At 55.5% G+C, this 25,230-nt stretch carries 17 protein-coding genes and 1 pseudogene; 13 read left to right on the forward strand and 5 right to left on the reverse strand.

Features of this window, described 5'->3' with window-relative positions:
- Nucleotides 1-77: 77 nt before the first annotated feature.
- Entirely contained in the window at nucleotides 78-2,222 is a 2,145-nt protein-coding gene (locus ACOTZP_RS08110; protein ID WP_146877025.1) for a TonB-dependent siderophore receptor, read from the reverse strand.
- Nucleotides 2,223-2,345: 123 nt separating this feature from the next.
- Here ACOTZP_RS08110 and ACOTZP_RS08115 point away from each other — a divergent pair, with 123 nt between their 5' ends.
- Nucleotides 2,346-3,914 carry an alpha/beta hydrolase-fold protein gene (locus tag ACOTZP_RS08115; RefSeq protein WP_421633685.1) on the forward strand — a complete coding sequence of 523 codons (1,569 nt, stop codon included), beginning with the start codon at nucleotides 2,346-2,348 and terminating at the stop codon, nucleotides 3,912-3,914.
- On the opposite strand, the gene ACOTZP_RS08120 is transcribed toward ACOTZP_RS08115, so the two are convergent.
- Nucleotides 3,900-4,148, reverse strand: coding sequence for a DUF1158 domain-containing protein (locus tag ACOTZP_RS08120; RefSeq protein WP_003858875.1), 249 nt, complete (start codon nucleotides 4,146-4,148; stop codon nucleotides 3,900-3,902). The two genes, ACOTZP_RS08115 and ACOTZP_RS08120, sit on opposite strands and share 15 nt — an antisense overlap.
- 488 nt (nucleotides 4,149-4,636) lie before the next feature.
- Here ACOTZP_RS08120 and ACOTZP_RS08125 point away from each other — a divergent pair, with 488 nt between their 5' ends.
- The 3 genes from ACOTZP_RS08125 to ACOTZP_RS08135 all read left to right on the forward strand — a co-directional run bounded on the left by ACOTZP_RS08125 (nucleotide 4,637) and on the right by ACOTZP_RS08135 (nucleotide 11,686).
- Nucleotides 4,637-7,345: a cation-transporting P-type ATPase gene (locus ACOTZP_RS08125; protein ID WP_271074478.1), complete on the forward strand. Its 2,709-nt coding sequence runs from the start codon at nucleotides 4,637-4,639 to the stop codon at nucleotides 7,343-7,345.
- A 111-nt stretch (nucleotides 7,346-7,456) separates the two neighbouring features.
- Nucleotides 7,457-8,521 (forward strand): efflux RND transporter periplasmic adaptor subunit, encoded by a 1,065-nt coding sequence (locus tag ACOTZP_RS08130; RefSeq protein ID WP_271074479.1) that lies wholly within the window; start codon nucleotides 7,457-7,459, stop codon nucleotides 8,519-8,521.
- Nucleotides 8,522-8,530: 9 nt separating this feature from the next.
- On the forward strand, nucleotides 8,531-11,686 hold the full coding sequence (locus ACOTZP_RS08135) for an efflux RND transporter permease subunit (protein WP_421633686.1): 3,156 nt from the start codon (nucleotides 8,531-8,533) through the stop codon (nucleotides 11,684-11,686).
- On the opposite strand, the gene ACOTZP_RS08140 is transcribed toward ACOTZP_RS08135, so the two are convergent.
- On the reverse strand, nucleotides 11,616-12,737 hold the full coding sequence (locus tag ACOTZP_RS08140) for a YbdK family carboxylate-amine ligase (RefSeq protein ID WP_271074481.1): 1,122 nt from the start codon (nucleotides 12,735-12,737) through the stop codon (nucleotides 11,616-11,618). The two genes, ACOTZP_RS08135 and ACOTZP_RS08140, sit on opposite strands and share 71 nt — an antisense overlap.
- A 105-nt stretch (nucleotides 12,738-12,842) precedes the next feature.
- Between ACOTZP_RS08140 and ACOTZP_RS08145 the strand changes: the two genes are divergently transcribed.
- The 8 genes and pseudogenes from ACOTZP_RS08145 to ACOTZP_RS08180 all read left to right on the forward strand — a co-directional run bounded on the left by ACOTZP_RS08145 (nucleotide 12,843) and on the right by ACOTZP_RS08180 (nucleotide 22,485).
- Nucleotides 12,843-13,733 carry an oxidoreductase gene (locus ACOTZP_RS08145; RefSeq protein ID WP_271074482.1) on the forward strand — a complete coding sequence of 297 codons (891 nt, stop codon included), beginning with the start codon at nucleotides 12,843-12,845 and terminating at the stop codon, nucleotides 13,731-13,733.
- Between the two features lie 117 nt (nucleotides 13,734-13,850).
- A complete protein-coding gene (locus ACOTZP_RS08150; protein WP_048965638.1) occupies nucleotides 13,851-14,288 on the forward strand; it encodes a DcrB-related protein in 438 nt (145 codons plus the stop codon).
- A 17-nt stretch (nucleotides 14,289-14,305) separates the two neighbouring features.
- Nucleotides 14,306-18,523 (forward strand): RHS repeat-associated core domain-containing protein, encoded by a 4,218-nt coding sequence (locus tag ACOTZP_RS08155; protein ID WP_421633687.1) that lies wholly within the window; start codon nucleotides 14,306-14,308, stop codon nucleotides 18,521-18,523.
- On the forward strand, nucleotides 18,517-19,062 hold the full coding sequence (locus ACOTZP_RS08160) for an SMI1/KNR4 family protein (protein ID WP_271074484.1): 546 nt from the start codon (nucleotides 18,517-18,519) through the stop codon (nucleotides 19,060-19,062). The genes ACOTZP_RS08155 and ACOTZP_RS08160 overlap by 7 nt, the downstream gene beginning before the upstream one ends.
- A gap of 167 nt (nucleotides 19,063-19,229) precedes the next feature.
- A pseudogene (locus ACOTZP_RS08165) lies at nucleotides 19,230-19,474 on the forward strand (tyrosine-type recombinase/integrase); the annotation flags it as partial.
- A complete protein-coding gene (locus ACOTZP_RS08170) occupies nucleotides 19,461-20,123 on the forward strand; it encodes a P-loop NTPase fold protein (protein ID WP_271074485.1) in 663 nt (220 codons plus the stop codon). The pseudogene ACOTZP_RS08165 and the gene ACOTZP_RS08170, both read left to right, overlap by 14 nt.
- Nucleotides 20,124-20,394: 271 nt before the next feature.
- The gene (locus tag ACOTZP_RS08175; protein ID WP_271074486.1) at nucleotides 20,395-21,240 is read left to right on the forward strand and encodes a hypothetical protein; all 846 of its coding nucleotides are present in this window, start codon (nucleotides 20,395-20,397) and stop codon (nucleotides 21,238-21,240) included.
- A gap of 195 nt (nucleotides 21,241-21,435) precedes the next feature.
- On the forward strand, nucleotides 21,436-22,485 hold the full coding sequence (locus ACOTZP_RS08180) for an HNH endonuclease (protein WP_271074487.1): 1,050 nt from the start codon (nucleotides 21,436-21,438) through the stop codon (nucleotides 22,483-22,485).
- 134 nt (nucleotides 22,486-22,619) lie between these two features.
- On the opposite strand, the gene ACOTZP_RS08185 is transcribed toward ACOTZP_RS08180, so the two are convergent.
- Nucleotides 22,620-23,597 (reverse strand): HNH endonuclease, encoded by a 978-nt coding sequence (locus ACOTZP_RS08185; protein ID WP_063146551.1) that lies wholly within the window; start codon nucleotides 23,595-23,597, stop codon nucleotides 22,620-22,622.
- A 225-nt stretch (nucleotides 23,598-23,822) separates the two neighbouring features.
- On the reverse strand, nucleotides 23,823-24,278 hold the full coding sequence (locus tag ACOTZP_RS08190; RefSeq protein ID WP_063146550.1) for a hypothetical protein: 456 nt from the start codon (nucleotides 24,276-24,278) through the stop codon (nucleotides 23,823-23,825).
- 702 nt (nucleotides 24,279-24,980) lie between these two features.
- On the opposite strand from ACOTZP_RS08190, the gene cspE reads away from it, so the two are divergent.
- Nucleotides 24,981-25,193 carry a transcription antiterminator/RNA stability regulator CspE gene (gene cspE / locus ACOTZP_RS08195; RefSeq protein ID WP_022647355.1) on the forward strand — a complete coding sequence of 71 codons (213 nt, stop codon included), beginning with the start codon at nucleotides 24,981-24,983 and terminating at the stop codon, nucleotides 25,191-25,193.
- Nucleotides 25,194-25,230: the final 37 nt, after the last annotated feature.

The following is a 25,230-nucleotide window of genomic DNA, read 5'->3' on the forward strand; positions in this document are numbered from 1 at the left end:
GCCGCCACCCGGCTTTTTTGTGGGCTCGGTGCCCGTAATTGCCCGGTGGCGCTGCGCTTACCGGGCCTACAAATCACTTACCACCGATAATTCACCGTCGCCGTCACCGTCCGGCCAATCCCGTAGAAGCACGCCGTATCGCTTGCGCATGACGCCACATACTTCGTGTCCGCCACGTTATTGACGTTGAACTGCACGCTTGCCCCTTTCAGGCTGCGGTTCATCTCGCCCAGATCATAGCGCAGCATCGCGTCATACAGATCCACCGATGGCACCTTAAAGGTGTTCTTCGCATCGCCGTAGCTGGTGCCGATGTAGCGCATCCCCACGCCAGCGGTCAGGCTCTTGAGCGCCCCGCCCGGAACGGTATAGCTGGCAAACGCAGACGCCATATGCGTCGGGATACGCGCCGGGGTCTTGCCCTCGGTGCCCGCCACCGTGGTGCTTTCGGTTTTTGCATCGGTGTAAGTGTAGGAGCCAATCAGGTTGATGTTATCCATCAGCGTGGCGTGGATTTCCGCTTCAGCGCCTTTCGAACGCACCTTGCCCGCATTTTCGAACCAGCCTTCAGCGCTGTTATAGGTCGCTACGTTGTCCTGAGTTAAATCGTACAGCGCGAGAGTCATCAGCGTGGTGTCGACCGGCTGATATTTCAGGCCAATCTCGGTCTGCTCACCGGTAGTTGGCCTGAATGGCGCGACGCCCGGCGCACGGTTGGTTTGCAGGTTCGGCTCAAACGACGTGCTGTAGCTGATGTACGGCGAGAGGCCAAAATCGAACGCGTACAGAAGGCCAGTGCGCCAGGTAAATTTGCTGTCGTTCTGCTGCGTAAAGCTATTATCGGTGAAGTCGTTGGTACGCACTTCGCTCCAGTCGTAGCGCCCGGAAACCAGCCACTCCCAGTTGTTCCAGCTCATCTGATCCTGAAGATACAGCCCCATCTGGTCGAGATTTTGCTGCTCGTCGGAGGCCGTTTTGAAGGTGCTTTCATCCACGTTTACGCCGTAAACCGGGTTTGTCCAGTCGAGGTCATACTGTGAGCCGCTCCCGCGCGCTAGCAGCTGTTTATCCTTGCTGGTCTTGTAATCAAACCCGCCGAGCAGGGTATGGCTGACGCTCCCGGTCTCCAGCAGATATTCCAGCTGGTTATCGAGGCCAAATTCATTGGTCGTGCGCTCTTCACGCTGGGCGCGACGGGTCAACACCGTGCTGTTGGCCGCGCTGTTGGCGTAAACCAGATAACGGTATTTCTGCTTGATGGTGGCGTAACGGGCGTTCTGGCGGAAGGTGAGGTTGTCGGCGAACTGGTGTTCCAGCTCGTAGCCAATCATCGTCTGCTCGCGCCAGGACTGATTGTAATTCGGATCGCTGACGTTAAAGTCGCGCGGGATGTACTTCCCGTCGACGCTTTTCACCGTGCCATACGCGGGCAGGAAGTTGCGGTATCCGGCATCCGGATCTTTCTGGTAGCTGGTCAGCAGCGTAAAGCGGGTCTGATCGTTCGGATACCAGGTGATCGCCGGGGCGATCGCCATCCGCGTCTCTTTATAATCGTCCACCTGATTATGCTGCGTACGGGCGATACCGTTCACGCGATACAGTACGCGGCCGTCGTCGCTCAGCCTGCCGCCGAAATCAAACGCACCTTCGGCGAGATCGTTATTGCCGGTGCGGAACTGCACGTTGTGAATGGCCTCCGCCGTCGGGCGCTTGCTGGTCATGCTGATTAACCCGCCAGGATTCACCTGACCAAACAGGACCGACGCCGGGCCGCGCACCAGCTCCACGCGCTCCAGCAGCCACGGGTCAACTGTGCCCGTTTGTGATGAGGCCGTTGCGCCAAAGCTTAAGCCGTCGAGGAATTTTGGCACGTAGCTAAAGCCGCGCACAAACACCTCGTCGTTACGGTTAGACGAGCCCCGGTATTCGGTAAACACGCCCGCCGAGTAGCGCAGCGCCTGCGAAACGGATGTGACGTCCTGCATGTTCATTTGATCGCGGGTGATCACCGATACCGACTGCGGCGTCTTCACAATCTCCGCGCTGGTCTTGGTGGCGGAGAGCGTTTTCGTCGCCACAATGCCTTTTACGGGCGCAGTGGGCTCTTCACTCACGCCCTGCGTCACCGTAATCGTTTCTTCTTTCGTTTCTGCCTGAGCCGCGACGCTGGTCGTCGCCAGACTCAGCAGCCAGAGCTGCATTATCTTATTATTTTTAAACATTTTTATTGAACGTCCTTGGTTGCTATCGCCATAAAAACACCGGTAAATCGCCGTTGATGATATTGCAAATTATTACCATTTGCATTAGCGTTGTTAACAAATTTCGTTGGGGAACAAGCGGTAATGAAGAGGGTATGGAGTGGGTTGCTGTTGGGGATCGGCGCGCTGCCCGCCGTGGCGGCAACGTGCGAGCAGTCGTCCCGGCAGGGCGATGTTCAGGGAAAGTTTGATGCCAGCGGCGAAGTCTGCTTCTCCCTGCCTGAACTGGGTGAAAATTACGTTTCCGCCACGCTGAATGGCGTGACGGATGCGCGCCTGCTGGATGGGCAAAACCGCCGCATCCGCACGCTGATCGAAAATGGTCCTGCGGACGGGGAACACACGCTGCTGTTTGCCCTGCCGGTGAAACAGAACACCTCGCTGGTGCTACACGGCGAAGCCGGTAAGCCGTGGCGTTTTCAGTGGCGGATGAAAGAGACCTCTCCGTTACCACGCGTGCAGATGCTGGCGCCAGAAAGCCCGACGCTAAAGGCGCTGGCAAACGTCATTTCTGCCGGTGGAAGTACCGAGGCGTTCTGGCAGGCGCAGCGTCGACAGGGAACGCCAATGGTGGAACCAGTAGATGCGAGCCATAAGCGCGTGACCTTTCTGTGGCGCGGCGCGCGGGATAACGTCTTCATTCTCGGCTCTCCGGCGGGGGATCACGATCCGCTGTTCCGCCTGGGCAACAGCGACGTCTGGTTCCGCAGCTACGTGGTCCCCGCTGATACGGTGATGCAATATAAGCTCGCCCCCGATGTGCCGATCGTTGAAGGCTCTGCCCGCGATCAACGCCGTGCCATCCTGGTGAGCGCACAGGCCGATCCGCTTAACCCGAACACCTTTGGGGAGCAGAAGGCGGATCGATGGAACCGTTACTCGCTGCTCGATCTCAGCCCGGCGCGCTACTGCTCCGTTCAGGCCACGGCAAAGCCGCTGGTGCACGGGACGTTGAGCCGTCAGAGTTTTTCCAGCCACATCCTCGGTAACGCCCGCGACGTGATGATCTACAAACCGCGCGGCGCACAGCCCGCACGCTGGACGTTAATTCTGTTCGACGGGCAGATTTATCAGGACGAATACCATTTTGCCAACGTGCTGGACGGTCTGATTGCCCGGCATCACCTGCCACCGATTAACGTGGTGTTTATCGACAGCCTCGATCACGCCCGTCGCGGCAACGAGCTGCCGCCGAACCCGGAATTTGCTGACTTTATGGCGCACGAGCTGCTGCCGTGGCTGCGCGGGCAGGGCATCGGCATGCAGCGGCAGAAAACGGTGCTGGCGGGGTCGAGCTACGGGGGAATTGCCTCGTCATGGGTGGCGCTGCGCTATCCGCGTCTGTTTGGCAACGTGCTGAGCCTTTCCGGCTCCTACTGGTGGGCGCCGAAAGGTGACGCCCCCGGCTGGCTGACGCGTCAGTACCAGCAGTCGCCGCCGTATCCGGTGCGCTTCTGGTTACAGGCCGGAAAGTTTGAAACCACGGGGCCGGGCGGCGGCATTTATCGCACCACGCAGGATTTTGAACACGTGCTGAAGGAAAAAGGCTATCGCGTCAGCTTCCACCCCTCATCCAGCGGCCACGACTATGCGGCCTGGTGTGAAGCGCTGATCCACGGGATGCGCGATCTCACTGGCTTACGACGCCAGTGAAAACCAGCGGCGCCAGATGAAACGCAGGATAAAGAATTCGATGGCGCCGAGCACCAAAAACCACAGACAGAACAGAATGGTGTACAGCTGATTCAGATCGACCATATGAAAGGTCTGAACCAGTTTCTGCGCCAGCACCAGACCCAGCGACGGCGCAGGTAACAGCAGACAGGAGAGCAGGGCCATCAGCAAAATGCCCCCTGCGGTGAGCAGCGATTCTAACGGGTGTTTCATCGTAATGTTAATCGTGAGTTAAAAATGTCATTGTCCGGCATCCTGAAACGTAAAGCAATATCATCCCCACTGGCAAAATTGAGTAAAAGGCCACCGTTATTCTGTGAGTTAATAACGGAAAATAGATAATATTTCCGGGGCGATTAAATTAATATCGCGTAATGTAAATAAACGTCTTTTTCACGAAAATAATTTTACAAAGCTATAGGTGCTATATCCAATTAACGTCGCAATAACAATGGCTGCGACAATGTATAACGCCAGGCGCCGCCCGCGATAAATACCAAACATGCTTCCTCCTCGTTTAGTGTTGGTTTAGAAATATTTTGTAAAAATCAACGCGTCGAAATAATTTTAATCAGTTTTGAATAACCGGGTAGTCAATATATTGCGGTAGATCAATTTAACCCGCAAGACTTAAAAATGAATTATTTAAAGCCAGAAAGGAATTCCGGCTTCCGTCCACCGGATATTGAAGGAAAAATACCATGACCAAAAAAAATTTCTCGCAGAATATGCCACCCGCAGGCGGGCAGGCGTACCAGCAGACCGTAGAGCAGGTGCTTGCTCAGGCGCAGAGCCAGGCGAATGGCCTGGACCGCACCGAGGCGCAGGCACGTTTGCAGAAGCATGGCCCGAACGCGCTGCCGGAGAAAAAAGGCAAGCCGGGCTGGCTGCGTTTTCTCGCGCATTTTAACGATGTCCTGATTTACGTCCTGCTGGCGGCCGCCGTATTAACGGCTGTAATGGGACACTGGGTTGATACGCTGGTTATCCTGGGTGTGGCGGTAATCAATGCCTTAATTGGCCACATTCAGGAAAGTAACGCAGAAAAATCCCTGAAGAGTATTCGCAATATGCTCTCCAGCGAGGCGCGCGTAATTCGTAATAATAACCATGAAACCATCCCGACGACGGAAATCGTCCCGGGCGATATTATTGTGTTGCGCGCAGGAGATCGTATTCCGGCGGATATGCGCTTAATTGAAGCGCATAATTTACGCGTGGAAGAGGCAATTCTGACCGGCGAATCCACCGTGGTGGATAAACACATTAATCCGCTGAGCGGTGAACTGCCGCTGGGCGACCGCACCAATATGGTCTTCTCCGGGACGACCGTAAGCGCGGGCGGTGGCGTTGGCCTGGTCACCGCGACCGGTAAGGATACGGAGCTCGGCCACATCAACCAGATGATGGCGGGCATTGAAAAGCACCGCACCCCGCTGCTGGTGCAGATGGACAAGCTGGGCAAAGCGATTTTTGCCATCATTCTGGCGATGATGGCCGCGCTGTTTGTCTTCAGCCTGGTGTTCCGCGAGATCCCGATGGGCGAGCTGCTGCTCTCCCTGATTAGCCTGGCGGTAGCCTCCGTACCGGAAGGTCTGCCGGCGATTATCTCCATCATCCTCTCTCTGGGCGTACAGGCGATGGCGCGTAAGCGGGCGATTATCCGCAAGCTGCCGACGGTTGAAACCCTGGGCGCGATGACCGTGGTCTGCTCGGATAAAACCGGCACCCTGACCATGAACGAGATGACGGTGAAAGCCATCATTACCGCCGATGCGTGCTATCGCGTGGACGGCAACAGCTACGAGCCTGTGGGCAACCTCTACCTCGAAGGCAGCGACGAGCCGGTTCAGATCCAGCCGGGCACCGTGCTGGAGCAGTACCTGCGCACCATCGACCTGTGTAACGACAGCCAGCTGATTCAGGACGAGCGCGGCCTGTGGGGCATCACCGGCGGCCCGACCGAGGGCGCGCTGAAGGTGCTGGCGGCAAAAGCCCACCTCGCACCGGTCGAGACCACCCTGGTCAACAAGATCCCGTTCGACTCGCAGTACAAGTACATGAGCACCCACTACCAGATTGGCGGTGAGGAGCAGATTTTGATCACCGGCGCGCCGGACGTGATTTTCGCCCTGTGTGAGCAGCAGCAGACCCGCAACGGTGCGCAAGCCTTTGACCGCGCGTACTGGGAAACGGAGATGGAGCGCTATGCGCGTCAGGGGCTGCGCATGGTCGCCGCGGCGTTCAGGCCAGCGAACGGTGAGCAGGCACTGACTCACGACGACCTGAGCCACGGCCTGATCTTCCTCGGCATTGCCGGGATGATGGATCCGCCGCGTCCGGAAGCGATTGAGGCGATTAACGCCTGCCAGCAGGCGGGGATCCGCGTGAAGATGATCACCGGGGATCACCCGCAGACGGCGATGAGCATAGGCCAGATGCTGGGGATAACCAACAGCGAGCAGGCGGTCACCGGCTATGAGCTGGAGAAGATGGATGACGCCGAGCTGGCCGAAGCGGCGGTGAAGTATGACATCTTCGCCCGTACCAGCCCGGAGCATAAGCTGCGCCTGGTGAAAGCGTTACAGGACAAAGGCGAAATCGTCGGCATGACCGGTGACGGCGTGAACGATGCGCCAGCGCTGCGTCAGGCGGATGTGGGTATTGCGATGGGCATCAAAGGCACGGAAGTCACCAAAGAGGCGGCGGACATGGTCCTGACGGACGATAACTTCGCCACCATCGCCAGCGCGGTGAAAGAGGGGCGTCGCGTTTACGACAACCTGAAGAAGACCATTCTGTTCATCATGCCGACCAACCTGGCGCAGGGGCTACTGATTGTGATTGCGCTGCTGGCGGGGAACATCATTCCGCTGACGCCGGTGTTGATCCTGTGGATGAACATGGCGACCTCCGCCACGCTCTCCTTCGGCCTGGCCTTCGAGGCCGCCGAGCGCAACATCATGCGCCGCCCGCCGCGTAAGACCGGGCAGCACGTGATGGACGCCTACGCCGTATGGCGCGTGGCTTTCGTCGGCACCATGATTGCCATCGCCGCCTTTGCGCTGGAAGCCTGGCTGGCCCCGCGCGGGCACAGCGCGGAGTTCATCCGCACCGTGCTGCTCCAGATGCTGGTCTGCGCCCAGTGGGTGTACATGATTAACTGCCGCAACACCGAAGGGTTCTCCCTGAACCGCGGCCTGCTGGCGAACAAAGGGATCTGGCTGGTAACGGGCGTACTGTTCCTGCTCCAGGCGGCGATCATCTACCTGCCGTTTATGCAGATGCTGTTCGGCACCGAAGCGCTGCCGCTGCGCTACTGGTTCGTGACGCTGGCGGTGGCGGGGGTGATGTTCTTCGTCGTCGAAATCGAGAAGCGACTGACCCGCAGGTTCCGTAAGGCTGCATAACCAAAACCTTACCCCTCATCCTGCCCTCTCGCCAAAGGGGAGAGGGTGTTCAAGTTCCCTCTCCCCTTTGGGGAGAGGGTTAGGGTGAGGGGAAAATACTGAGGTACTCCCATGAAATTCCCGCTCCTGCTCATACTCCTCGCCGCTACCCTGCCGCCCGCATTCGCCGTAGTCATTCCCGTGCGTGTCGCCACCGTGGAGCAAACCGCCCACGCCGCCGAACGTCAGATCCCGGGTCGCATTGAAGCGATTCACACCGTTGAACTGCGCGCGCGTACGGAAGGCGTCATTACCAAAATCCACTTCCGCGACGGCCAGTACGTGAAAAAAGGTGACGTGCTGTTCGAGCTGGACGACGCCGAGCCGCGCGCCGCCCTGCGCCTGGCGCAGGCCGAGGTGAAAAGCGCCGAAGCCACGCTGCGTCAGGCGCAACAGCAGCTGTCCCGCTTCGAAAGCCTGGGCAGCAGCAACGCCATCAGCCGCCACGATGTGGACAACGCCCGCATGCAGCGCGACGTAGCGAGCGCCGCGCTGGAGCAGGCGAAAGCCCGTCTCGACACCCGCAGCGTCACCCTCAACTACACGCGCATTAGCTCACCGATTGACGGACGCGTGGGGCACAGCAACTTTCACGTCGGCAGCCTGGTGGATCCTGCCAGCGGTGTGCTGGTGGAGGTGGTCCAGCTCGATCCGATCCGCATCGCCTTTGCGCTGGAAGAGGGCGCGTTTGCCACCAAAGCCGGACAGCATGCGGATATCAGCGCCATGAAGCAGGCCTGGCAGGCGCTGATTGACAGCAACGGCCAGCGCGTCAGCGGGGAACTCACCTCCGTGGACAACCGCATCGACCCGCGTACCGCCAGCGTGATGCTGCGCGCCGAGTTCGCCAACCCGCGCCATCAGCTGCTGCCCGGCGGCAATGTGAACGTCTACCTGCGTCCGGCAAGCGAGCAGCCTGTCCTGACCCTGCCCGCCGCTGCGGTACAACAGAATGGCGACGGGTTCTTCGCCTGGGTGGTTAACGCCGAGGATAAAGCCGAAATGCGTCCGCTTAAGGTCGCCGGGCAGATGGGCCAGCAGTTCCAGATTGCCTCCGGCGTTAAGCCCGGTGAGCGAGCAATTACTGACGGTGCGCAGCGCGTGCAGCCAGGCGCTGCCGTTCAGATACTGAATTAAGGAGCCATCATGCTGACGTTTTTCATCAAACGCCCGCGCTTTGCGATGGTGATTGCGCTGGTCATCACCCTGCTGGGGGCCATCGCGCTGAGGATTATTCCGGTGGAGCAGTACCCGCAGATCACACCGCCGGTCGTGAATGTGTCAGCGTCATGGCCGGGCGCCAGCTCGGCTGACGTGGCGGAGGCCATCGCCACGCCGCTGGAGACGCAGCTGAACGGGGTGGATCATATGCTCTATATGGAGTCCACCAGTTCGGATGAGGGCTCTTACAGCCTGAACATCACCTTTGCGGCGGGCACCGATCCGGATCTCGCCGCCATCGACGTGCAGAACCGCGTGGCGCAGGCCATGGCGCAGCTGCCGACCGAGGCACAGCAAAACGGCGTGCAGGTGCGCAAGCGCGCCACCAACCTGATGATGGGGGTAAGCCTTTACTCACCAAATAACACTCACACGCCGCTGTTCGTCAGCAACTACGCCAGCACCCAGGTGCGCGAGGCGCTGTCGCGACTGCCGGGCGTCGGGCAGGTACAGATGTTTGGCGCGCGCGACTACAGCATGCGCATCTGGCTGCGTCCGGACCGCATGAATGCCCTGAACGTGACCAGCGATGACGTGGCGCAGGCGCTGCGCGAGCAGAACGTGCAGGGGGCGGCAGGCCAGGTCGGCACGCCGCCGGTGTTTAACGGCCAGCAGCAGACGCTAACCATCAACGGGCTAGGGCGCTTAAACCAGGCCGACGACTTTGCCAACATCATTATCCGCACCGGGGAGATGGGCCAGCTGGTGCGCCTGAAGGACGTCGCCACCATTGAGCTTGGCTCGCGCAGCTACAGCTCGGGCGCGCAGCTGAACGGGCATGACTCCGCCTACCTTGGCATCTACCCGACGCCGTCCGCTAACGCCCTGCGCGTGGCCGATGCGGTGCGCGCGGAGCTGGAACGGTTATCCACGCGCTTCCCGGACGATCTGGTCTATGAAGTCAAATTCGACACCACCTCGTTTGTGGCCGCTACCATCAAAGAGATTGGCGTCTCGCTGGCGCTGACGATGCTGGCGGTGGTGGTCGTGGTGTCCCTGTTCCTGCAAAGCTGGCGCGCGACGCTGATTGTCGCCCTTGCCATTCCGGTGTCGCTGGTGGGCACCTTTGCGGTGCTCTACGCGCTCGGCTACTCCGCGAACACGCTCAGTCTGTTCGCCATCATTCTGGCGCTGACCATGGTGGTGGATGACGCCATCGTGGTAGTGGAGAGTGTCGAAACGCTGATGGCGGAAGGGCAGAGCCGCACGGCGGCGACCGCGCTGGCGCTGCGTCAGATTGCCGGGCCGGTGATTGCCACCACGCTGGTGCTGCTGGCGGTGTTTGTACCGGTGGCGCTCCTGCCGGGGATCGTGGGCGAGCTGTACCGCCAGTTCGCGGTGACGCTCTCGACCGCCGTTACGCTCTCAAGCCTCGTGGCGCTGACCCTGACGCCCGCGCTCTGCGCGATGCTGCTGCGCCCGCGTCCGGCACAGCCCGCCGCCGTTTTCCGTGGGTTCAACCGCGGGCTGGACGCCACGCGCACGCTTTACACCTGGATCGTGAGCGTGTTCAACCTCCGTCCGTGGCTGGCGCTGCTGGCCACCGCAGGCGCGGCGGCGGTGGTGATATTCAGCTTTATGTCGATGCCAAAGGGCTTCCTGCCTCGGGAGGATCAGGGCTACTTCTTCGCCAGCGTCCAGCTGCCGGAGGCAGCCTCGCTGGAGCGCACCGAAGCGGTGATGACCACCGCGCGCGAGCTGATCGCTAAAAACCCGGCGGTGGAAGACGTGATTCAGGTCTCCGGGTTTAACATCCTCAACGGCACCAGCGCATCGAACGGCGGGTTTATCTCCATCATGCTCAAAGACTGGAGCGAGCGTCCGCCGCTGGATGAGGTGATGGGCACCCTTCAGCGCCAGCTGCTGGCCCTGCCGGAAGCCACCATCATGACCTTTGCACCGCCGACGCTGCCGGGGCTGGGCAACGCCTCCGGCTTCGATCTGCGCATTCATGCACAGGCGGGGCAAAGCCCGGCGGAGCTGGAGCGCGTAACTCGCGAGGTGCTGGCGAAAGCCAACCAGCACCCGCAGCTGAGCCGCGTGTTCACCACCTGGAGCAGCAACGTGCCGCAGATGACGCTCACCGTTGACCGTGAGCGCGCGGCCCGCCTCGACGTGCCGGTGTCGCGCATCTTCAGCAGCCTGCAAACCGCCTTTGGCGGCACGCGCGCCGGGGATTTCAGCGTCAACAACCGCGTCTACCACCTGGTGATGCAGAACGAGATGCAGTGGCGCGAGCGCGCAGAGCAAATCAGCGAGCTGTTCGTGCGCAGCAACAGCGGCGAGCGGGTGCGTCTGAGCAACCTCGTCACCATCACGCCGACCGTCGGCGCGCCATTTATTCAGCAGTACAACCAGTTCCCGTCGGTATCGGTGAGCGGCTCGGCAGCGGAAGGGGTGAGCAGCAGCACCGCAATGGCGGCGATGGGCGAGATTCTGGCGGAAAACCTGCCAGCCGGGTACGACTACGCCTGGAGCGGCATGTCGTATCAGGAGCAGCAGACCGGGAATCAGGCGATATGGATTGTGCTGGCGGCGGTGGTGATGGCGTGGCTGTTCCTCGTCGCCCAGTATGAGAGCTGGACGCTGCCGGCGAGCGTGATGCTCTCGGTGCTGTTCGCCATCGGCGGAGCGCTGGTCTGGCTGTGGCTGGCAGGCTATGCCAACGACGTGTACGTGCAGATTGGTCTGGTGCTATTGATAGCCCTCGCCGCCAAGAACGCGATCCTGATCGTGGAGTTTGCCCGCGCCCGGCGTATGGACGGAATGGCGATTGTCGATGCCGCGCGGGAAGGGGCATCGCGCCGCTTCCGCGCGGTAATGATGACCGCCGTATCGTTCATCATCGGCGTATTGCCGATGATGCTGGCGACCGGAGCCGGTGCCCAGAGCCGCCGCATTATCGGCACCACGGTGTTCAGCGGCATGCTGGTAGCCACCGTGGTGGGGATAGTGTTCATCCCGGCGCTGTTCGTGCTGTTCCAGCGCCTTCGCGAGTGGGGGCATGGCCTTACGGACTCGTCGCCCACAGCTCACAGTGCTTCTGCACCAGAGAAATCAGCGAGCCGCCATCGGCGATAAAGTCCCGCATGCGCTGCGCCTCGCTCTTGCCCTGCTTTAACAGCAGGGCAATTTCCTTGATGGCGCTCGTCGCGCCGAGTTTCTCGGCCGACGGTGCAACCTGCTCCAGCAGCCAGGCGATATCCTCCGCCACGGTTTTGTGCTCGCCGGTATGCACGTCCGTCAGAATGCCTTCCAGCCCGTAGCGACAGGCCTGAAAACGGTTAAAGCGGTACAGCAGAAAATCCTGTTCCTGATGCTTATAGGGCCGCGCAGTCAGCAGCCAGTGCGACGTCGCCTGAATAAGCCCGGCGATGTTAATGGCGTGACCGAGCGTCAGCGGCGTATCCATCACCCGCACCTCCACGGTGCCAAAGTGCGGGCTGGGGCGGATGTCCCAGTGCAGATCCTTAATGCTGTCGATCATGCTGGTGGAACTCAGGCGGCGGAACAGCCCCTCGAACTCCTGCCAGCTGTTGACCCACGGCATCTGGCCGTTATCCGGGAATCCGGAAAATATGTTGAGCCGCGACGAGGAAAACTTGGTGTCCGTGCCCTGCATATAAGGCGACGACGCGGCGAGGGCGATAAAGTGCGGCACGAAGCGCGACAGGCCGTGCAGCAGGTAAATCGCGTCGTCCCCGTTTCGGCATCCCACGTGCACGTGCTGGCCGAACACCGTCGCCTGCAAAATCAGATAGCCAAAGCGCTCCAGCGTTATGTTATAGCGCTCGTCGTCACACACCTCCTGCCGCTGCCATTTCTGGAACGGGTGCGTGCCGCCGCCGCAGATCTGGATGTGCTGCTCCGACGCCGCCCGCAGGATGCTCTGCTGCATCACGGAGAACTGCGCCGCCGCCTGGTCGATGGTCTGGCATACACCGGTGGCGATTTCGAGCATGCTTTCGGTGATGTCGTGTTTGACTTCGCCCCCTTTGATGTCGTCTTTGACGGCGGCGATGAGGGCAGAGGAGTCCTGGCTCAGATCGTAACCCGGCGGGTTAACCACCTGGAGTTCGAGCTCAATGCCGAGGGTATAAGGTTCAGAGGACTTGAAATCGGGTAAGGGCATGGCGCACTCCGTTGTCTGTTATGTGTTGAGTATAGACAATGGGCGTGGCGCGCTCTTTTCAGGGTGGTATAACTGATAGCAGGCTTAGCAAAAGGGGAGTGACCCATGTCTGACTATCCAACCATTGCGCTGATTGGTCCCGGTGCGATTGGCACCACCGTTGCCGCGGTGCTGCATGACGCGGGCCGTACGCCGCTGCTGTGCGGTCGCACCGCGCATCCGGTATTACGCCTGCGTCACGATGAGGATGAAACTGTGGTGCCCGGTCCGGTACTCACCGATCCCACCGTCATTACGCGCCCCGTAGACCTCGTTTTTGTGGCGGTAAAAACGACGCAAAATGCCGACAGCGCCGGGTGGCTGCGCGCCCTGTGCGATGAAAACACCGTGGTCTGCGCGCTGCAAAACGGCGTGGAGCAGAAAGCCCAGCTTGCGCCTTTGGTCAACGGCGCAACGGTGCTGCCGTCGGTGGTCTGGTTCCCGGCGCAGCGCGAGCCGGACGCCTCCGTCTGGCTGCGGGCAAAACCGCGTCTGACGCTACCGGACGTGCCGCAGGCGCAGCGGGTGGTCGAGACGCTTCGCGGGACGCGCTGTGATGTTGAGCTCTCGACAGATTTCACCACCGTCGCCTGGCGCAAGCTGCTGCAAAACGCGGTCGCCGGGCTGATGGTGCTGGCCAACCGCCGCGCCGGGATGTTCAGACGCGAGGATATCAGCGAGCTGGCCCTGGCCTACCTGCGCGAGGGGCTTGCCGTCGCCCGCGCCGAAGGGGCGAAGCTGGACGATGCGGTGGCCCAGGAGATTCTGGCGAACTTCCAGCGCGCGCCCGAGGATTTAGGCACGTCAATCCTTGCCGACCGTCAGGCCGATCGCCCGATGGAGTGGGATATTCGTAACGGCGTGATCCAGCGCTATGGCCGCAGGCATGGTATTGCGGTGCCCATCAGCGACGTGGTGGTGCCGCTGCTGGCGGCGGGGAGCGAGGGGCCGGGCTAACGGCCGCTGTTTTTCCGTTCGGCGAGCGTGACGGTGGAGCAATAATCTGGGGATAGTCAGCCTTAAACACATATGCGAAACTTACCGCTTCTGAAAAAATGTGGTGGGACCCGCTCAATGTCAGAACCATCTTCGCAGTGCCTGTTTAATGAAGGAATGATTGCTTTTCCAGAGGGCTATCAGGACCGTACCGTCAATGTCTTCGCGCCGCCTGCAGCGGATGCGCCCGCGTTCAACATTTCCCGCGATGCCCTCAACCCCGGCGAAGCGCTTGCCGCGTATATCGATCGCCAGCTCGCCCTGATGGCAAAGCACATCAAGGGCTGGAAGCAGGGTGAGCGCAGCGCCGCTACGCTGGGCGACAGCCTTTTACAGGGTGAAACCGTCCATGCCAGCTACCTGCGCGACGGGAAACGCATCTGGCAGCAGCAGGCCGTGTTTAACGTCGACGGCGATAAAATCCTGGTGTTCACTATGACCTGCACCCGCGCGCTGGGCGATGCCGACGGAGCGCTGTTTGGCGATCTTCTCAGGAGCTTCCGCTTCCACCATTAACTTCAGGGACCGTTGTTATGTTTGAAGCAGCACGCGTTGGTGATGATATCGGCCACTCCGGTGCGCTGGCCGGGATGATTGCCGGAACGATTGTCGGTGGCCTGATTGCCGCAGCCGGGGGCATTCTGGCGGGGGCCATGTTTATTGCCGGTCTCGGCGCATCCTGTCTTGGCGTGGGCGTCCTGCTCGTCGGCGCCAGCCTGGCCGTGGGATATTACACCGGGGAGCTGGCGACTGCCGCCAGGGACAGCATCGCCGACGCCGGGGCATCCAGCATGACGAAGAAAGGCGTCATCACCTCCGGCTCGCCCAACGTATTTATCAACGGTAAACCCGCCGCGCTTGCCACCGATAGCACCGTCGACTGTTCTGACGACGGCTCGCAGCAGATGGCCGAAGGCTCTAAGCGAGTCTCCATTAACAGCCAGCCTGCGTCACGCATCGGGGATCGCACCACCTGCGACGCGAAGGTGATGACCGGTTCGGACAACGTCATTATCGGCGGCGATCCGCAGCAAACCCTGCCCATTCAGTCTGAAGTGCCCGAGTGGCTCTACAAGGTCTCCGATCTTACCCTGCTGTTCGCCGGGCTTCTCGGCGGCTGGGGCGGCGCCGCTGGCAAAGTCGGGGCGCTCTCTAAGCTGCTGGGCAAAATCCCCGGCATCAACAAGCTGGCCCGTATCGCCTGTCGCGCCGGCACGCTGATGACCGGCGTGGCGGCCGCGGGGATCATCGCCCGCCCGGTGGATATCGTCAGCGGACAGAAGTTTCTCAGCGGGGATGATGAGCTGGACTTCGTCCTGCCTTCCCGTCTTCCGGTGCGCTGGCAGCGCTACTGGCGCAGCGGCAATCCCGGCGACAGCGTGTTGGGCCGCGGATGGAGCCTGTTCTGGGAAAGCCGCCTGGAGCCTTATCAGGACGGCCTGGTGTGGCGCGCACCGTCCGGCGATTACGTCGCCTTCCCAAAGGTCCCGAAAGGGATGCGCTCCTACTGCGAAAGCGAAAAAAACTGGCTTGAACATCACCAGGACGACAGCTGGTCGGTGTATGACGTCAGCGGCGAGCGCTGGCACTATGCGCCGCTGCGGGATGATGCCCCGTCGCTGCTCCTGCGCCTCTCCGAACCCTGCGGCAACGATATCCTCTTTGAGTGGAATGCGGATAATACCCTGCATGCCCTGACCGACTGTGCGGGCCAGCGCGTGGTCTGCCGCTACGACCGCGACAGGCTCGTTGGCGCCTGGCTGGATGACGAGATCTGCCTGGTCAGTTACGCTTATGATGAACAGCGCCAGCTGGTCTCCGTGACCGGCCGGGGCGGTAGCGTGCGCCGACGCTTCAGCTGGCAGGATGGGCTGATGAGCGCTCATGAGGACGCCAACGGCCTGCTGAGCGAATACCGCTGGCGGGAGATTGACGGCCTGCCGCGCGTGGTCGGCTTCCGCCATAGCGGCGGCGAACGGCTGACGTTCGAATACGATTTTGAGAACGGCACCCGCCGCGCGACCCGCGAAGACGGCGCGCAGGCGCACTGGCTGGCGGATGACGACGACAACGTCGCGCGCTTCACGGATTACGACGGTCGCCAGACGACGTTTGTCTACCGCGACGGCGAGCTCTGCCACGTCATTCTGCCGGGCGGGGCGATGCGCCGCAGCACGTGGGACAAATACGGCCGCATGACCAGCGAGACGGACCCGGCGGGCCGCCGCACGGAGTATCACTGGCATCGCCTGACCGACCGCATCACCCGCACGGTTTACCCGGACGGTACCTCATCGCAGGCCATGTACGACCTTCGCGGTCGCCTGCTGTCGGAGACGGATCCGGCCGGTAGCACCACCGCGTATCGCTATCCCGATGATGAAGAATTCCTCCCGGAGAGCATCACCGACGCTATCGGCGGCGTGGTGCGCCTGGTCTGGAACCACCAGGGGCTGCTGACGCAGCGCACCGACTGCTCCGGCAGCGTCACCCGCTTCACCTACGACCGCTTCGGGCAACTGATTGCCAGCGAAGATGCAGAAGGGAATATCACGCGGCGGGAGTGGAGCCGTGCCGGGCTGCTGAGCGTCGTGATCCATCCGGACGGCAGCCGCGAGTCGCTGGTGTGGAACGAACGCGGCCAGCTCACGGGCTGGCGCGACCCGCTGGAAAGCGAGGTGAGCTGGGCCTATAACGCGCTCGGCCTCCCGGTCAGCCTTACCGACCGTATTGGCCGCGTGCGCCAGTGGCGCTACGACCCGCGCGGTAACCTGCTGCGACTCGATAACGGCAACGGGGCGGAATACCGCTTCACCTATGACGCCGTGGGCCGCCCGCTCAGCGAAACGCGCCCGGACGAGACCGTGCGCCATATGGAATGGGACGCGCGAGGGTTCCTCTGCGCGCTCGAAGAAAACGGCCGGCCTGCCGCCGACGGCGGTATCGCCCGTCGCGTCCAGCAGTTCAGCTATGACGACAGCGGGCTGCTGATCGGGCGCACTCAGCGCCACGCGGAGTACCGCTACTTCCGCGACCTGAGCGGCCAGATTACCCGCATTCGCCGCACGCCGACGGCCGAAGGCGTTGCCCTGGGTATCGAAAGCGATGAGATCGCTTACCGCCACGACGCCGCCGGGCGCGTGCTGAGCGAGTCCGGCATTAACGGCGCGGTGGGCTACGAATGGGATGCCCTGAGCAACCTGACCGGCCTGACGCTGCCCGGCGGGCAAAAGCTGGCCTGGCTGCACTACGGCTCCGGCCACGTCAGCGCCATCCGCTTCGGGCAGCAGCTGGTGACCGAGTTCACCCGCGACCGCCTGCACCGTGAGGTACGCCGCACTCAGGGCGCGCGCGAGCAGCTCCGCCAGTATGACAGCCTCGGCAGACGCACCCTGCAGCGCAGCGAGCTAAGCACGGACGTGACCCTGCCGGAGCAGGCGCTACTGGAACGCCTGTATCGTTACACCGCACGCGGCGAGCTTTCCGGCGTCAGCGACACCCTGCGCGGTGAGGTGGATTACGGCTACGACGCCGAAGGGCGTCTGCTGAAGCACTACGAGGCCCGACAGGGACACAGCCGCGCGCAGTTCAGCTACGACGCCGCGGATAACCTCGCCGCCAGTGACGCTGCGGCACCGGTCACGGATAACCGCCTGCAGCACTGGCAGGCGCTGTTTATGAAATACGACCACTGGGGCAACCTGGTCAGCCGCCGCAACGGGCTGTATGAGCAGCATTACGCGTATGACGCCGAGAACCGTCTGGTGTCCGCCCGGGGAACCGGGCCGGAAGGACGGTTTGAGGCGCGCTATCACTACGACGCGCTGGGCCGCCGCACGCGCAAAATCGTCACCACGACGCACGGCACCACCAACACCCGCTTCCTGTGGCAGGGCTACCGCCTGCTGCAGGAGCAGCAGGAGAGCGGGCTGCGCAGCACCTATATCTACGACCCGAATGAGGCCTGGAGCCCGCTGGCACGGGTGGATCACCTTCGTGACCAGAGCAGCGGTGAGATTTACTGGTTCAATACCGATCTGAACGGCGCGCCGCTGGAGGTGACCGACGAGCGCGGCGCGGTGCGCTGGAGCGGCCAGTACGGCAGCTTTGGCGAAGTGCGCCATCAGAGCGAAGGGTTCTCACGGTTGGTGAATCGCACGGCGATGGCACACCAGCCGCTTCGCTATGCCGGGCAGTACGCTGACGGTGAGACGGGACTGCACTATAACCTGTTCCGCTACTACGACCCGCAGGTCGGGCGGTTTATTGTGCAGGATCCGATTGGGCTGAATGGCGGGTGGAACCTTTATCAGTATGCGCCGAATCCGTTGGGGTGGATTGATCCGTGGGGGTTAGCAGGTGTCAGGCTCCCAAGAAATAATGGCCATTGGGACGGTATACCAGGAGAAAGTAACTGGTATTCATATAATGACAAAGTTAATGCAGTTACATCGAACCAGCCTATACCTTTCAGTGAAGGAAGGCCTGATTTTTCTGCGTGGTCAAAAGGTACACTTACTTTCGAAGATGGTGTGCTGAATGGGACGGATAAAGATTTTTCAAAAGTATATAGTGCCATTGCAGAGAAAAAAGGCATTACACAGAAAGCGGCTCAGAATTTGTTAAGGGAAAAAATGCTTACTCCACATCATCTGAGTGCGAATACTATAATTCTTGTCCCAAGAGATCTTCATGGCAATGTGCCACATATTGGCTCCGCATCAGATATGAGGAGGAAAGGAAAATGTTGAAAAAATTAGAGCGCTTTGGAGCGAAACCGACATCATTACCATTAGATGAACTGAAAAAAAATTTAAATACATTAGAAACATCAATAGGGCCTATTCCTGAAAGTTATCGTGCCTATTTACTTCATTTTGGCGTTTCTGTTCTTTTTGATGTAAATATTGTTTTCAAGGCGTTACAACCATCTCCGTGGTCTGATGAGCAAGGAAATGATACGCTTGAGTCTTTGTACGGCCTTGCAGAATCGGGTAAAGAATATACTGTCTTTGAAATGGCTGATACATACCGGAGTGATTTTCGCGATCAATGGTTACCGATAGGAGCCTCGTCTGGTGATAATCAAATCTGTCTTTGCCTCAAGGGAGGTATGTCGGGAGAGATCTGGTTTTGGGATCACGAGTCTGATCCAATATTCAATGATTCGGTAGTGACCTCCGGGCTGACGAAAATAGCAAACTCCTTCGACGAGTTTGTTGATATGCTTACTACTCAGGATGATAAAATAGATGCATCAGGGGTAGTTAAAGTCGATCTTGATTTTTAATAAAAGTGTACTTGCGGTGAACCTGGCGAAGCCCATCTATTGCTGTAAGGTGGGTGTAGCTGGTGCAGCATATCACAGCATCAACAGCCGCTTCGCTATGCAAGAAATATATATTTTGCTTTTAAAGAGAAATAATGGAGATCTTTTCCATCATAAGTGATTCTGATTTCAGAACTGTACTAGGGAGAGCTAGGATTGAATTATCGGCTGGACAGTTAACTCACGTACTTAGGCACACCTTTGCTTCTCATTTTGAGATGAATGACGACAATATATGGATGTTGCAAAAAAACTCGGTCATACCAATATAAAAATGACGATGAGATACGCTCATTGTGCACCTAATAATCTTGAAGAAGCGTTAAAGTTAAAGCTATTAAATTATTATGGTGAAAAAGATGACAAAAAATGATGAACCCCTTAATGAACATTTGAGAACATACCTTGAGTATTATACTGGCTTAACAAATCCCAAGTATGCTGTGCTAGTTGATGGTGAGTGGGGGGTAGGTAAAACCCATCTTATCAATGAAATTTTCAAAGAAAAACCAAACGTTTATGTAAGTTTATTTGGATTAACAACAATACCAGAAGTACACTCAGCAGTTTTTGTTAAAATGTATCCCAATAGATCTCGGATTAGGAAATTCTTCAACTGGTTTGGAAACTCCAGTATGAAAGCTAATGACTTAACACTCGCATTAGGACCATTAGTCGGAAACATAGCAAATGCTCTTATAAAAGAAAAAGTTGATAACTCCAAATCAATCATTTTTGATGATTTGGAAAGGTGTAAAATAGATCAGGAAGATATATTTGGTGCAATAAATAAATACATCGAACACCATCAATGCAAAGTGATTGTAATTGCGCATGATAAAAAATTACAGGAAGGTTTGACAGATAAAAAAGAGAAAATCTTCGGGCAAATTCTAAAAGTCTCACCAGTATTCAGGACGCCTTTAATCAATTTATCAAAAGAAGCAAGGCACCAAAAGCTTTTGAAAGGGTTAAAGACATTATTTATAAATCTTTTATTGCTTCGCAATGTAAATCATTAAGAGTATTAGATTACGTAATTAATGATTGTGCAAGATTCCTACCTTGTATTCCTGAATCCTTATATAATGATAAAAGATTACTGTCAGAATTATTTATCTTATTTACCGCAATAGATATAAACTTTAGGCTAGGCCAACTAAGAGATAAAGACATTGAATCAAGAAACTCTATTTATTATTACATGAATAAGGACAAAAATACAGAAGACATATTTGATACAATAAAAGAGAATTATAAAAAAACGAAGTCCTCTTAAATATTGAAAGTGATTTGATTTCAAATGAAATTTTAATCAATACGATTATTAATGGCGTATATATTAAAGAGCAAATCCATGACTGCATAAGTAAAAGTCGTCATTTTATGAAACCAGAGAGCTATGGACCTTGGTTTACTATCTTGAGCTTCGATTCATGCAAAACGGAAGAGGTAGATAAAGCGTTAGAAGAACTTTATGCTCGCTTTGAGAATATGCAGTTAGTCGAAAACGGTGAAATCCAGCATTCCATTAATGTATTGTTTTTATTATCAGATGCTCAACATATTGATAAAAGTTTTGATGAAATATATTCATTTTTTTTAGATTACGTTAAAAAATTACAATCTAATGATAAATTCCTACCTGCTGATCTCTTCACAGAATATGATCCAATTCGTGATTCAGCTTATGGATATGGATTTTGGATAAATGATTCTTATAGACAATACTCAGCGAAATTGTACAAGATATTAATGGAGCATAGACAAATATCCTTAAGAAAAAAATATCCACTTTTTAGAGGTGAGCTGAAAATAAATTTAAAGGAAGATACCGGAAAGTTTTGTGAACAAATTTCTAGAAATGGCCTCAGAGAGATAAATATATATGGTTATATTCCGATTTTGGCAAGTTTCAAACCTCATGAATTTGTTGATCTCTGGCTTAGTATTGATATGTCAAAATGGCATAGTGTTAGAACAGCCTTAATAAATCGATACTCTGGCGGATCATTGCATGGTGATTTAGAGGACGAGGGAAGATGGCTAAAGTTTGTCAAAATGAATCTTAGATATCGCGCATCTAAGGGAACTGGTATCGACAAGTTGAGAATTTCAAGATTGTTGATGGGGCTGTAAATTAGGTCCCTCTTAAAAAATGTCGCAAAGTGTTGAAGCGACTTCCTGAGACTCGTTTATTAAATCAAGGTGACAGGTAGGCACTGATCGGGTTAGTCGTCTTCTTGCTCACAGAAGTCTGATGAATTGTTGCGAGTTGTATGTCAGAGTTGGATATCACTTATATCAAGATATGTTTATTGACGGAGAATAATTTTGAATCTGCGCAAAGATGGATATCCACAAGGTCCGTTGGTACGGGCTGTATGGGAGTGCTGTGATGAACTTTATGAGAAACTAGGCCGAGCCCCCTCCCGCCAGGAATTTAATGACGAAATTGGTAAACGTGAACCACATCGCATAGGTGTTAGTACACATTCTCGCCAATGGGGAGAGTGGATGCGCCATCATAATTTCTCAACATTTGTTGCTAGTGAGCCGGGTATCATCCCTGAAGAAATGCACTATCCACAATACCTACGTGTATGGTATGCCGTGACACAACTCGGTTCCGCCTCTGCTGCAAATATTGTTAAGTGGATCCGTAACAGCAACGCCACTCTGAAAGAAACCGAGATTCGCATTCAATTGGATGCATTAACTGTTAATAGCAATTCACGGTATCGATATCTTGGTAGCCGTAAAAACGCACGTACTGACCAAGGCAATCCATACGACGTGTTGTTTCGTACAGGAAACCTACGAAATACACGGTATGAACTGTATATCCAAGAACTGCACGGTATATGGGATATTGGTGATGATGGGAAAACGCCAGTTCAGATTGCTGTCCCAAGGCCATATGATCGGTTAGTACTTGAAATGAAGGATGAATTATTCACGGAGTCGCCGGAGGATGAAGACGACATCCGTCTAAAGGCTTTACGTGAAGTTATTATTCGGGAAGGACAACCCGCATTTAGAAGAAAACTAATCGAAGCTTATGACGGCAGATGTGCGGTAACAGGTTGTTCTATCCAGGTGTTACTAGAGGCTGCTCATATAACACCTTATGCCGGTTCCTGGCATACCCGCGCCCAGCATGGTTTATTATTGAAAACAGATATTCATACTTTATTTGATCGTGGTTTGCTCTGGATTGATGACGAACTAAAAATAAGCATATCAGAACAGCTGACTGGGACGGAATATGCAGGGTTAGATGGCAGGTACTTAAGATTACCAAAAGATAAGAAAGACTGGCCGTTAATCACTCATTTGCAAAATCATCGGCAATATTGGAGTGATAAATATAATGAGGGTTGATGCACTTAATCCAGAAACGTACCTTCCTCGCTCCTTGCGGAATTGATGGAATTAAATCAAGTCCACTCTTGGTTAAGAGTGGACTATAAGCATGATAATTGCTTAATTAAATATAAAATTTGTGAGATTGTTTTTTAACTATGTATGATAAAATTTAGCGAGCTCACTTCATTCAAATCAAATTTTTTAGTAAACCTTTTCCATCTTTCGACAAGAGCTCCGTGGTTAATTTTATAGGTTACATGTAGCTTTTTACCATGATATCTTACGTACTCTTTATCTTTGATCTGTGGGGCGAAGTAAATTACGAAGGAATCCGGTTCGATTGCAAATAGGTCCAGATCGTAAAGAGTATGCATATCACAACGCAACAATAGTCCATTACTTACATGATTATGTGTATCGTTTTTGTATGCAGTGATATGTGCCGCTTCGAGGATATCAACGATTTCACAGCCACTTACTGCACATTTTGCTTCTTGATTTAACAAATTGTCACGGAAACTTTTTTGCCCGCGCCTTTGCTTAATTTGCCGTAGAACCGCCTTACGCTGATCATCTACATCGAAGGGAGTATCATCAGTGTCTGCTTCAGAAGGCTTCAACTGAATGATGCCATTGAATAGGCTACTCGCCCATTCAAAATCAATTTCTTGAATTGAACTTTGAACGTTGTAACGCGGGGTGTGAGATATTAAATCCATCAGGGAGATAGAAGTAATGGGTATAAAGTTTTGCTTATACTCAGCTTTAAATTTGAGTGCCGGCACGTTTTCTACTTTAGGCTGCTCAAATTCATGATCATTGCTGCATCGCCACTTTGGATTTTTTGATTTTCGAAGGGTCAACTTTGCTGGTGTGCAATTCTCATATGGGCATCGGTTACGAGATTTTAGATACGAGGTACATGTTAAATTATCTATAACTGATATTCCCAGAACGTTATTCCTATCAGTTACTATGACAATATCACCTTTTTTGACTTGCTTATGATTTGGGACAAAGTTGTCATATTGGTAAAAACTAGTTGAGTCATCGTGATAACCATTATTCCCAAAGTACCGGAGATCATCATTACCTATTGCTTTAAAAGACCATGCTTTCTGATTCATCCGTTTGATTCCATCATAAAAATTACAATTGAATCATAAAGCAATTATGGAGTGTTGAAAACAAGGTGTACAGTTTATGATCTTCTGTAGCACTTCAACTATAGATGATAGCTTCTAATGTCTGCTCCTCGCTCCTAATGGACATTTATCAAACAACGTTGTCCTTTGCATAAGGCCGAAATCCCGCTTCTCACCCAGCAGTATTCCGGCCTCCCATCACCCGCCTCAGTGCGCCGTTATGTAAGGCTCTTTCACAAACTCCGCCAGCAGCCAGACCATATCATGCAGTAGCCCGGTGAGTTCTTTCGCCACGCTCACAGGCAACGTCCCGCCCATCACCGCCAGCGTTAACGCTACGGCATAGTCCACCTGCAACGCCGTATCCTGCCAGCAGTCCGGCACACAGGAGGCGATCTTTTCCCCTGCGATCAGCTGTTCAACCAGATACGAAGGCAGTTCGGCATCGCAGCATTCCCGCAGCCGCTTCAGCGCTGCCAGCAGTTGCTTACAGAGCGTGGCAAATTTCACCGCATCGTCCGTGTCCACCAGTACGCTCACGTATGCCGCACAGGTGTCAGCCAGTTCAAAGAGATCCGCAGAATAGGGAAGTTGCAGATGAAGAAGGTGATGAAGAGCGCTTTCTTCAGCGTGTACGTATGAAAATCCAGGGGTAGTCGCCATTTAGCATCCTCGTTGTCCAAAAAATGTCATGTTATGCTAACGGGTTCCTACGCCCGGCTGCGGATGTGCCGCAACGCAGGCACTTTAAAACCGCGAAGAAAGGATGAAAAGGGATACCCCTGAATTACATAAGGTTGCTTGCAGGTTTGCGAGGCGGCTTCCAGAAGGGGATTGCCGCGTGGCGGCTACGCCCGACCCGGCCTCCAAAACCACCGCGATACGACCCGTAGGCCCGCGCAAGCGCAGCGCCCCCGGGCACAGTTTGCACTGCGGTTACGTCTTACGCAGACCTTTTCATTTTGAGCATCCCTTCTAATGATGTCTGCGTCGCGCGGGAGGATTTTCCCGCCTGTGAACAAAACACCCCAAACTCCCGGCACAGTGAAAGCGTAGACATTTTGTAGTACATGGTAGACCTCAAGCCAGAACGATGTCTGGCACCGCGACCAGCCATCCGGGCGTTTAAATGGTTAAAATAAATAATAATAATCATTGCGCAATAAATTTCGCTGTGTCTTAATAGCGTCATCGGTTTGGAATACAGACCTTATGAAAGCAGTTTTAGTAAAGCAGTCCTCAGTTCAGGTGTTATCAGTAGATACTCCTTCTTCGTGAGCCTCCTCCTAAGTGCCAAATAAGTAACTCTCGAAATACAGGCCATCATCGCCGCGCTTAAGTGGCTCATAAATTAAGGATTTATCTATGTCTAATAAAATGACTGGTTTAGTAAAATGGTTCAACGCAGATAAAGGTTTTGGCTTTATCACCCCTGACGACGGCAGCAAAGATGTATTCGTACATTTCTCTGCAATTCAGAGCGACAACTTCAAAACGCTTGATGAAGGTCAGAAAGTTTCCTTTACCATTGAGAATGGCGCAAAAGGTCCAGCAGCTGGAAACGTTTCTCCACTGTAACCCGCGCTAAATATCAGTGCGGCGTACGATAGCGATG

Source organism: Enterobacter cloacae complex sp. SYL001 (assembly GCF_049237025.1).
GTDB classification, from domain to species: Bacteria; Pseudomonadota; Gammaproteobacteria; order Enterobacterales; family Enterobacteriaceae; genus Enterobacter; species Enterobacter intestinihominis.